The sequence below is a fragment of the Streptomyces sp. NPDC020362 genome (assembly GCF_040642095.1).
Lineage (GTDB): Bacteria > Actinomycetota > Actinomycetes > Streptomycetales > Streptomycetaceae > Streptomyces.
Genome location: NZ_JBFAET010000089.1, coordinates 24,284 through 36,255, shown reverse-complemented (window position 1 = coordinate 36,255; position 11,972 = coordinate 24,284). Strand labels below are relative to the sequence as shown.

Below are 11,972 nucleotides of genomic sequence, written 5' to 3'. Positions count from 1 at the left end.
GCCCGCTTACAATTGCAGTTTTATCTCGACGTGGTCGACCCCGGCGATTGTTCTCCTTCCAATCTGGTGGGCCCGTCGGCCTCTGGCCGCCGTCGAGGGACCTCGACGGCTCCGAGAGGCCAGGACCCTCAACCCGGGCACCGGCATGCCCATGGGGAACCCGACCGATTCGCAAGGAAGATCCAAAAGTCTCGCAAAACACCTGCATCAGGGAATATCAGGCTAGTTCGAGCGTGGCCGGCGGCATGATCGACGGTCAGCGTCCCGCTGGGGAGTCGTGACCACAGGGGTGGGGAATTGACTGACCGCCGATCATGCAGATCGTGGTGAATTACCTGACCGTCGACACGGGGTCGTGCCCCAAGTAGCGGTGGGCCGCGTGAACGTCGTCGAATGCTCGGCGCAGGCGCCCGAGCACGCCGCGCGGGCGGCCGGGCTTGTCCAGGGCTGCCATGTGTCCTCGTTCCTCGAATCTGACGGTTCGGACATCAATGGCCGCTGAGCGAATCGAGCCAGCGCCGCAGGTGCGTGGCGGTCTCTGCCACCTGTTCCTCGACGATCGAGAAGTGATCCGCCTCGATGTACTCGGCCGGTCCACGGTGTTGCCAGTCGGGGACGGGGTCGACGTCTCCGAAGCTGCTCAGCGTCACGGTGGCCCGCAGATTCAGCGTCGGCGCGGCGATCGGCTCGGCCTCGCGCTCGGGATATATCCGCACATAGCTGCCCATGGAGACCAGGCTGTGGTCGTCGACGGGGGTCAGTGCGTTGTCCCGGGACAGGATCTGCCCCAGCGCGTCGGTGAGCACGAGGCGGTTGAGTTCGTGCTCTTCCGGGGAGTAGGTGTCGATCATCGCGACGCCCGCGAGCTCGCCGCCGTCGTCTTCGAGCCGCCGGGCGACCGCATGGGCGATCGCACCACCGGCCGAATAGCCGATGAGCGCCACCGGGCTTCGCTCGAGTTCCGATGCGACGGCCGCGGCGAGGCTCTCGATCGCCGCCGCCCATGTCGCCGGCAGGTCGTCGCTTGCGCGCATACCGGGCAGCCGCAACGCACTGACCTGCCGCTCGCCGCCCAGTTCGCGGGCCAGGCGGGCGAACTGGTGCGGGCCCGATCCCGGCAGGAACGAGGGGATGCAGATCAGTGCCGGTGCCGCGGCGCCGCGCGCCAGGAGCTGCGCAGCCGGGCGCTGTGCGGCGGCCTCGTCGGCGGGGTACGTGGTCATCAGAGCCGAGCTCGCGATCAGCAGGGGCATCGCCCCTGCCAGCTCACCGCGGCGATGCGCCGCCGACACCAGGTCGGTGATCGTGCCGCGCACGCCGGCCGGTGCCTGCTCGACCACGCCGGTGTCGGATTCCTCGATCAGCGATCGCACCAGTTTCGCCACATCGGCGGCGGTCGGGTGGTCGAAGATCAGCGTCGATGGCAACGTCAGCCCGGTCAGCTGTGCGAGCCGGTTCCGGAATTCGACGGCACCGAGGGAGTCGAAACCGAGCTCGGTGAACGGCGCGTGCGGGTCGATCGCGTCGCCGGACAGGTGGCCGAGGACCGCCGAGGCGGCGTTGCGCACCTCTCGCAGGACCACAGCGTCACGGTCGGCGTCGGGCAGTGTGGCCAGCTGCCGCGCAAGGCTGACACCGGCACTCGCGGCGGCCGGGGGAACCCGGATCATGCCGCGCAGTACCGCGGGCAGTGTGCCGCCGCGCGCCAGGTCGGTGAGCGCCGCCGTGTCCAGCAGTGCCGTCGTCGGTGTCGCCCGATCGGTCGCGAGTGCGTTGTCGAACAGCGCCATCCCGGAATCCGGGTCGATCGGGATCAGGCCCAGCCTGGCCCGGATCTGGCGGGCGTACTGCTCGGCACCGTCCCCGCCGAGTATCCCTGCCATGCCGACGGTCCACAGTCCCCAGGCCAGTGAGTGCGCGGGCAGGCCCGCGCTGCGCCGCAGGCGTGCCAGCGCGTCCAGCACGCTGTTCGCGGCGGCGTAGTTGCCCTGTCCTTGTCCGCCGAGCAACGGCGCCGCGGACGAGAACAGCACGAACGCCGACAGATCCAGGTCGCGGGTCAGCTCGTGCAGGTGCAGTGCCGCATCGACTTTCGGTGCCAGCACCCGTGTCGTCTGCGCGGTGGTGAGGGTGTCGAGCGTGCCGTCGTCCAGGACGCCCGCCGCATGGATGACGGCGGTCAGCGGGGCGTCGGTGTCGATGTCGGCCAGCAGGGCGTGAACCGCGGTGCGTTCGGTGACGTCGCACGCCACGACCTGGACGTGGGCGCCGAGGTCGGTCAGCTCGGCGACCAGTTCGGCGGCGCCGTCCGCGGCGGCACCGCGCCGCGATGCCAGCAGCAGCCGTCGTGCGCCGTGCGCTGCGACCAGATGCCGGGCGACGATCGCGCCGATGCCGCCGGTGCCGCCGGTGATGAGCACCGTGCCGTGGTCGAACGACAGTGGCACGCCCGGTTCGGTGGCGGGCAGCGGCTGCAATCGCGGTGCCAGGAGCCGACCCTCGCGGACGGCCATGTGCGGTTCGTCCTGGGCCAGGGCGTCGGCGAGCGACTTGATCGGCAGGGCGTCGCCGTCGTGGTCGATGAGCAGGAACCGGCCCGGGTGCTCGGACTGTGCGCTGCGCACCAGGCCCGCCACGGCGGCTCCGACCAGATCGGGTTCCTCGCCGGGCAGTCCGGCGGCCGTGCGCGTCACGATCGCGAGCCGGCCGGGGTGTTCGGCGCCTATCCAGCCCTGCAGCAGTGCGAGCGTCGTCAGCACGCCGGCGTGTATGTCCGCCGCGCCGGCACCGGTTCCGCGGGGCGCCGACCATACCACCGTGTCGGGAACATCCTGCAGCACAGCGAGTTCCGCGAGATCGACACAGCATGTCGGGGGCTCAGGGGCCTCGACGGTCGCCGGGTCGCCGAGCACGACGATGCGCCCGGTGTCCGCCTTGGAGACGGCGGGCACGGCGATCCACTCGAGGTCGAACAACGGTGCCGCGCCGCGCAGCTGGGCCAGCGCCTGCCGCTCCATCGGGCGGGCCCGCACCGACTCCATGCTCAGCACGAGGGCACCGGTCGCGTCGACCGCGTCCACGCGCAAGGTGTTCGGTGCGATGCGGGCGATGCGGACGCGCAAGGCACCCACGCCGGACTGTGCCAGCTGGACACCGTCGAAGGCGAAAGGCAGTGGCATCCGGCCGTCGGGCCCGCCCTCGGCGAGAGGGTCGACAGCCGCGTGGAACACCGCGTCCAGCAGTGCCGGATGCAGTCCGAAGGCGGTGGCGCGCGCTGCGGTGTCGGTGTCGAGCGCCAGGTCGGCGAACACTTCCTCCCCACGCGACCACGCGGCGCGAACACCCTGGAACACCGGGCCGTACCCGAAGCCGAGGTCGCCGAGCGCGCGGTACACCTGCTGCCCGTCGACCGGATCGCCCGCAGCCGGAGGCCACACCTGGGACCAGCCCGGCGCCGCGGTCGGCTCGGCGGGCGTGAGCAGGCCACGGGCATGCAGCACCCAGGCGTCGGCGGCGCGGGCGTGGATGGCCACGGTCCGGTGCCCATCGGCGTCGGGTTCGCCCACAGCGAGCTGAATATCCGCGGCACCATCGGTCGTGAGAATCAGCGGCGCCGCGAGCACCAGTTCCGCCAGGCGCGGCACGCCGAGCCGGGCACCAGCGGCCAGAGCCAGTTCCACGAATCCGGTACCTGGCATCAAGACCGTGCCGAAGACAGCGTGGTCGGCGAGCCATGGGTGCGTGCGCAGCGAGAGCCTGCCGGTGAACAGCCACTCGTCCTTGCCGGCGAGCTGCACCTGGGCGTGCAGCAGCGGATGGTCGGCGGAGTCGGCACCGGCGAGCGGCGCAGCGGCCTCCGCGGGCAGCAGCCAGAATCGTTCGTGCTGGAAGGGATAGGTGGGCAACGTGATCCGTGCCTGCGGTCGAGCTCCGAAGTAGGCCGCCCACCGCACCGGCTGGCCCGCGCAGTGCGCGGTTGCCAGCGCGGATACCAGCTGCTCGGGTTCGGCGACTGTGCGACGGGATGCCGCGACCACGGATGCGCGCGCTGCGAGGTCTGTCGCCAGAGTGGCGCGGGTCATGGTCGTCAGCACCGCGTCCGGGCCCAGCTCAACGAACAGGCGCACACCCGAATCGAGCAGTGACTGCACCGCCGGGGCGAAGCGCACTGCCTCGCGCACCTGCCGTACCCAATACTCGGGCGTACCCACCGAATCGTCGGCGAATGCGCCGGAAACCGTGGAGCACAAAGGTATTCGTGGCTCGTGATACGTCAGGCCTGCGGCGATCTCCGCGAACTCAGTCAGCATCGGATCCATCAAGGCGGAGTGGAACGCGTGGCTCACCCGCAGCCTGCTGGTCTTGACGCCCTCGGCCACCAACCTCGACTCGAGGGCCGATACCGCCTCGGTGTCTCCGGAGAAGACCACCGCGTCGGGAGCGTTCACAGCCGCCAGCGAGACCGCGGCGACCGCCGGATCGGCATCACCCGCCGCCAGCAGCTCCACGGCCCGCCCCTCCGGCACCGCGGCGGCCAGCATGCTCCCACCTGTCGGCAGCGCCCCCATCAATCGACCCCGGGCCGCAACGAGTCTGCACGCATCCGACAACGACCACACACCGGCCACATACGCCGCGGCCAGCTCGCCGATCGAATGCCCGGCCACCACATCCGGCGTCACGCCCAACGACTCGACAAGGCGATACATCGCCACCTCGAACGCGAACAACGCGGGCTGGGTGTACTCGGTGCGGTCCAGCAGAGTCTCGGCAGTCGCGCCGCTCGCAGCGGCCGGCGCGTCGCGCTCACTCGCCTCCTGCCCGATGCCGGTGCGCTGCGCGTCGAACATCACATCCCGCAGCGAATGCCCCAGGTGTGCATCGAATTCCGCGCACACCTCGTCGAGCGCGGCGGCGAAAGCCGGAAACGCCCGGTACAGTCCAGCGCCCATTCCGATCCGCTGCGCGCCCTGACCGGTGAACAGGAACGCTGTCGTGCCTGTCTGACCAGCGCCGTTGGCGATGCCTGGTCCTGGCTCGTCGGCTGCCAGCCGCGCCAAGGCCGCCAGCAGCGTCTCCCGGTCCGAGCCCACGACGGCGGCGCGCTGCTCGAGCTGCGCGCGGTGCAGCGCCAGCGTCACCGCGACATCGGTCAGGTCGAGCTCCGGACGTTCGCGCAGCGCGTCGTACAGACGGCGCGCCTGGGTCCGCAGCGCGGCAGTCGTCCGCGCGGACAGCAGCAACGGCAAGGCCGCCGGGCGCGGTGGATCGACCGGCCGCGGCGGGACCGCGGGCGCCTCTTCGAGGATCACGTGCGCGTTGGTCCCGCTGATCCCGAACGACGACACTCCCGCCCGGCGCGGACGCTCCCCGACCGGCCACGGCTCGGCCTCGGTCAGGATCCGTACCTCGCCCGCCGACCACTCCACGTGCGGCGACGGCGCGTCAACGTGCAAGGTGGGCGGCAACACCTCGTGCCGCAACGCCTGCACCATCTTGATCACACCGCCGACACCGGCAGCCGCCTGAGTGTGCCCGATGTTCGACTTCAACGACCCGATCCGCAGCGGCTCGGCGCGCTCCTGTCCGTAGGCGTTGATCAGCGCCTGCGCCTCGATCGGGTCACCCAGTGTGGTGCCGGTGCCGTGCGCCTCCACCGCGTCCACCTCGGCCGCGGCCACCCCTGCGTTGACCAGTGCCTGCGCGATCACCCGCTCCTGGGACGGACCGTTGGGTGCGGTCAAGCCGTTGCTCGCACCGTCCTGGTTGATTGCGCTACCGCGGATCACGGCCAGCACCGGGCGCCCGTTGCGCTGCGCGTCGGACAACCGCTCGAGGGCGAGCACGCCGACGCCCTCGGCCCACGAGACACCGTCCGCAGCACTCGAGAACGCCTTGCAGCGCCCATCCGGTGACAGCGCCCGCTGCCGGGAGAACTCCACGAACAGCAGCGGAGTCGACATGACCGTCACCCCGCTGGCCAGGACCAGCGACGTCTCCCCGGCGCGCAGTGCCTGCACCGCCAGATGCAGGGCCACCAGCGACGACGAACATGCCGTGTCCACCGTCACCGCGGGTCCTTCCAGACCGAGGGCGTAGGACACCCGGCCGGAGACGACGCTGCCGGCCGATCCGGTCGCCAGATAGCCTTCCGCGGCACCGTCGGCGGCCTCGCGCGCCGTGTAGCCGTAGTCCTGGTACATGACGCCCGCGTACACCCCGGTATCGCTGCCCCGCAGTGAGGTCGGATCGATACCGGCATCTTCGAGCGCTTCCCAGGACGCCTCGAGCAGCAACCGCTGCTGCGGGTCCATCGCCGCTGCCTCACGGGGTCCGATTCCGAAGAAGGCGGCATCGAAATCACCTGCGGCATGCAGGAATCCGCCTTCTCGGGTGTAGATCTTGCCAGGTTTGCCGGGGTCGGTGTCGTACAGGTGGTCGAGGTCCCAGCCGCGGTCCCCCGGGATCGGGGTGATCGCGTCGACGCGCCCGGCGATCAGTTCCCAGAGCTGGTCAGGATTCTCGATGCCGCCGGGATACCGGCAGCTCATGCCGACGATCGCGATCGGCTCGTCGGCCCTGGCTTTGGCCCGGGTCGAGGCGGGGCGCGGTCTCGTCGGCGCCGAACCGTCGACCCGGGTACGCAGGAAGCCCGCAACAGCGGCGGCGGTCGGATAGTCGAACACCAGCGTGGACGGAAGCTGAACACCTGTGGCGGCGGTCACCCGGTTGCGGAACTCGACTCCGGCGAGCGAGTCGAAGCCCAGTGCTGTGAACGGTGTTTCGGGGTCGATGGCGTCGGCCGACTCGTGGCCGAGGACCGCGGCGGCGATCGCGCGGACCTCATTGCGGATCAGCGCCTCCCACTGATCGGCGGGGGCGTCGAGCAACCGCTGGCGCAACGGGCTGTCGGCGATCTGGCCGCGCGACGGTACATGAATCAGGCCGCGCAGCACCGCGGGTAGCGTGCCGAGCCGGCCCAGCGCGGTGAGGGCGGGTGTGTCGAGCAGCGCGGTCAACAGCATCGGTTCGCCGGTGGTCAACGCGTTGTCGAACATCTGCATGCCTGTGTCCGGCTCGATCGGGGACAGACCGAGACGCGTGCGGATCTGACGCACCAGATGTTCGGCACCCGGGTCGTTCAGTGCCTCGGCCATGCCGCGCTTCCACAGCCCCCAGGCCAGCGAATGCGCGGGCAGACCGGCGCTGCGGCGCGCCTGGGCGAGCGCGTCCATCGCCGCGTTCGCGGCCGCGTAGTTGCCCTGGCCCTGCCCACCGAGCAGCGGCCCGGCGGAGGAGAACAGCACGAACGCCGACAGATCCATGTCGCGGGTGAGCTCGTGCAGATGCCAGGCGGCATCGACCTTCGGGGCGAGCACCCGATCCACCTGCTCGGCGGTCAGGGTTTCGATGGTGCCGTCGTCGACCACGCCCGCGGTGTGCACGACAGCGGTCACCGGTTCGTGCGCCGGTACGGATTCCAGCAGCGCCGCGACCGCGGCGCGATCGCTGACATCGCACGCGGCGACGCGTACGTCGGCGCCCAGCGCGGTCAGCTCGGTGACCAGTTCCTCGACGCCCGGCGCGGCGAGGCCGCGGCGCGAGGCGAGCAACAGGCTGCGCACCCCGTGCCGGGTGACCAGGTGGCGTGCGGTGACGGCGCCCAGTCCGCCTGCGCCGCCGGTGATCAGGACCGTGCCATCACCGAAGGGCTCGCCGGTCGGTTCGACGGTGGTCGTACGAATCAGCCGCGGTGTCAGCGTGGCGCCGCCGCGGACCGCGAGCTGTGGTTCGTCCGTGGCGACTGCGGCGGCGATCCGCTGGTGCAGGTCCGCGAGGTCGTTGTCGTCGAGGTCGACCTGCACGATGCGCCCCGGATGTTCCGATTGCGCACTGCGTACCAGGCCGCGGACGGCCGCTGCCGCGGGGTCCGGCGTCTCACCGGGCAGACCTGCTCCATTGCGGGTCAGCACGATCAGCGTCGAGTCGGCGCAGCCCGGTTCGGTGAGCCAGTCGCGCAGCACCGCGAGGGCGTTGTGCACGGCGGTGCGGATCGTCGCGGGGACGTCGTCGCCGTCCGCCGACGCCGTTTCGGGCGACCAGACGACAGCCGCGCCTGTGCGGCCCCCGCCTGTTGCGAACGCCGCGACATCCTCGAACGTCTCGGCGCAGCCTGCGACGGGTCGACCCAGTGCGACCAGTTGCTGGTCCGGCACCGCAGGCGCCGTCACCGGCGTCCAGTCGAGAGCGTAGAGCGGGCTGCGGGCACCGGCGAGAGCGGTCGCGTCCGCGGGGCGGGCGAGCACGGCGTCGATCGACAGCACCGCGGCGCCGGTGGCGTCGCAGGCGTCGATGCGCACCTTCTCGGAACCCGAACGGATGATGCGGGCGCGGACCGCGGTGGCGCCGTGCCGGAACACACGGACGCCGTTGAAGGAGAACGGAAGCGGCAGCCTGCCGTCGGGGAGGTCGTCGGCGAGCACGTCGATGGCAGCGTGGAAGGTCGCGTCCAGTAGCGCCGGATGCATCCCGAAGCCCGCCGCCCGGCCCGCTGTCGTCTCGTCCAGGGTCACCTCGGCGAACACGTCGTCACCACTGGTCCAGGCGGCGCGCACGTCCTGGAAGCTCGGGCCGTAGCCGAATCCCAGGTCGGCGAGCCGGTCGTACAGACGCGTTCCGTCGATCGGCGTGCCGTCGGCCGGCGGCCAGTCGGGGTCGGTCCAGGCCGGCGTCACGCCGTCGGCGGGGGCGAGGGTGCCGGTGGCGTGCAGCGTCCAGTCCGGCTCGCCCGGGTTGGACCGCGCGGTGCCGGTGACGGCACGCGAGTGGATCGACAGGCGTCGACGGCCGGTGTGGTCGGGCTCGGTCACCGAGACCTGCACGTCCACGGCAGCGGAACCGTCGAACAGCAGCGGCGTCGCCAGGACGAGTTCGTCCACGACGGGCAGTTCCAGGCGGCTACCCACGGCCAACGCGAGATCCACGAACCCGGTGCCGGGCAGAAGCACCGCTCCGAAGGCCGTGTGGTCGGCGATCCACGGCTGGTCGGTGGTGGAGAGCCTGCCGCTGAACAGCCATTCGTCGCGACCGGCAAGCGGCGCGGCGACGCGCAGCATCGGATGATCGAGCGCGGCGAGACCAGCGCGGCCCATGTCACCGAGCGCATCGTCGTCGGGCTGCACCCAGTAACGGCGATGCTGGAAAGCGTAGACGGGCAGGTCGAGGTGGGTGACCGGCCTTCCTGGTGACACCGGCGCCCAGTCGACGGTCATGCCCGAGCAGTGGGCGGCGGCGAGCAACCGCAGGAACTGGTCGACCTCATCGACGCCGCGCCGTGCCCCCGCCGCGACCAGCGAGCGGGACGCCACCTCGTCGATCAGTGTCTGGCGGGTCAGCGCCGCCAGCACCGCGTCCGGACCCACCTCGACGAACCGGCGCACGCCGGCGTCGACGAGTGACTGCACCGCCGGGGCGAACCGCACGGCCTCGCGCACCTGCCGCACCCAGTACTGCGGAGTCAGCAGTTCGGGACCGGTCGGCGCACCGGACACCGTGGAGCACACGCCAATGCGTGGCGTCCGATACGCCACCGATCCGGCGACCTGCTCGTACTCGGCAAGCATCGGCTCCATCAACGCCGAGTGGAAGGCGTGACTGACCGTCAGTCGGGTCGTCTTCACACCCTCGCCCGCCAGCCGGTCCTCCAGTGCGGCGATCGCCGCCGTCTCTCCCGAGAACACCACCGCCGCAGGCGCATTCACGGCCGCCAACGAGACCGTCCCGGCCGCGAGCAGTTCCAGCGCCCGCTCCTCCGACACCGCGGCGGCGAGCATCGCTCCACCGGTCGGCAGCGCGCCCATCAGTCGACCACGGGCGGCAACGAGCCGACACGCGTCGGCCAGCGACCACACCTCGGCCACATAGGCCGCGGCCAGCTCACCGATCGAATGCCCGACCACCACGTCCGGGGTCACGCCGAACGACTCCAGGAGGCGGTACAGCGCCACCTCGAACGCGAACAGCGCAGGCTGTGTGAATTCCGTCCGGTCGAGCAGGGCCATGCGCTCGGTGTCGTCGGCGCTGTTCCCGGCACCACCGGTCTCGCCGAACATGACCTCGCGCAGCGATACCCCCAGCAGGGCGTCGAATTCCGCGCACACCTCGTCGAGGGCAGCGGCGAACACGGGGAACGCGGCAGCCAACCCTGCGCCCATACCGAGACGTTGCGCGCCCTGACCGGTGAACAGGAAGGCCGTCTCGCCGGTGGTGGCGACACCTGACACAACATGCGGGGATGCCGAACCCGCGGCCAGGGCCGTGAGGCCGGCGAGCAGAGCGGCCCGGTCGGCGCCGAGCACCGCGCCGCGCCGACCCAGCTGAGCGCGCGCACCGGTCAGGACGGCAGCGACATCGGCGTCATCCACCTCGGGGTGGTCGGCGAGCCAGGCCAGCAGCCGGCTCGCCTGTGCCCGTAGCGCGGTCTCCGACTTGGCCGAAAGCAACCACGGTGCCGGCAGCGTCGGTCGGCCCGACTCCGACTGTTGTACAACAGCATCCGGTCCTGCCACCGGATCGACAGCACGGTCGCGCGACGCCTCTTCGAGGATCACGTGAGCGTTGGTCCCGCTGATCCCGAAGGACGACACACCCGTCCGACGCGGACGATCAAGCTCCGGCCACTGCTGAGCCTGCGTCAGCAGTTTCACCGTGCCCGCCGACCAATCGACCTCGGGGGTCGGCTCGTCCACGTGCAAAGTCGAGGGCATGACCCCCTTGCGCATCGCCATGACCATCTTGATCACGCCCGCGACACCCGCCGCGGCCTGCGTGTGACCAATATTCGACTTGACAGAACCCAACCACAACGGGTTGTCGTCCCCACGGGCCTGGCCGTAAGCAGACACCAGCGCCTGCGCCTCGATCGGATCACCCAGCCGCGTACCCGTACCGTGCGCCTCCACGACATCCACCTCGGACGCCGACAGCCGCGCGTTGGCCAACGCAGCCCGTATGACCCGCTCCTGCGCAGGCCCATTCGGGGCAGTCAGCTGGCTGCTCGCACCGTCCTGATTCACCGCGGAACCACGGATCACCGCCAGCACCCGATGCCCGCTGCGCTCCGCGTCCGACAGCCGCTCCAACACCAACACGCCCACGCCCTCGGCCCAACCCGTGCCGTCCGCCGACGACGAGAACGCCTTGCACCGCCCATCCGGCGACAACCCACGCTGCCGAGAGAACTCCACGAACGTGCCCGGTGTCGCCATCACCGTCACACCACCGGCGAGCGCCATCGAACACTCACCCTGACGCAGCGACTGAGCAGCAAGATGAAGCGCGACCAGCGAGGACGAACACGCGGTATCGACCGTCACCGCCGGCCCCTCCAAGCCGAAGGTATAGGCCAGACGACCCGACGCGACGCTGCCCGCGCTTCCGGTCAGCAGGTAGCCCTCGAAGTCCTCGGGCGCATTGGGGATCCGGGAGCCGTAGTCGTCGTACATGACGCCCATGTACACCCCGGTACGGGTGCCCCTCAGCGCGGTCGGGGCGATGCCTGCGTGTTCGAAGGCCTCCCAACCCGTCTCCAGCAGCAACCGCTGCTGGGGATCCATCGCCGCCGCCTCGCGAGGACTGATGCCGAAGAACTCGGCGTCGAACCGGTCCGCCCCGTACAGGAAGCCGCCTTCGCGGGTGTACGAGGTCCCGAGGTGGTCGGGGTCTGGGTGGTACAGGTTTTCCAGGTCCCAGCCGCGGCCCTCCGGGAAGGGACCGACCGCGTCACGTTCGGCGCTCAGCAGCTCCCACAGGTCGTCCGGGGAGGCGATACCGCCCGGGAGTCGGCATGCCATGCCCACGATCGCGATCGGCTCGTGTGCGCGCTCCTCCAGATCCTGCACACGCTGACGGCTCTCCCGCAGGTCGACCGTTGCCCGCTTGAGGTAGTCGCGAAGCTTCTGCTCGTTGTTCAT

At 70.8% G+C, this 11,972-nt stretch carries 2 protein-coding genes; both read right to left on the bottom strand.

The features are described from left to right. Nucleotides 1-331: 331 nt before the first annotated feature. Complete coding sequence (locus tag AB0H32_RS27430) at nucleotides 332-454, bottom strand: hypothetical protein (RefSeq protein WP_361125344.1); 123 nt, start codon at nucleotides 452-454, stop codon at nucleotides 332-334. 34 nt (nucleotides 455-488) lie between these two features. Beyond that, nucleotides 489-11,972, bottom strand: a complete 11,484-nt coding sequence (locus AB0H32_RS27425; protein WP_361125342.1) for a type I polyketide synthase — start codon at nucleotides 11,970-11,972, stop codon at nucleotides 489-491.

Bases quoted from the DNA above. Each gene is read 5' to 3' on its own strand.
- AB0H32_RS27425 (WP_361125342.1), bottom strand. From the start codon at position 11,972: ATGAACAACGAGCAGAAGCTTCGCGACTACCTCAAGCGGGCAACGGTC.
- AB0H32_RS27430 (WP_361125344.1), bottom strand. From the start codon at position 454: ATGGCAGCCCTGGACAAGCCCGGCCGCCCGCGCGGCGTGCTCGGGCGC.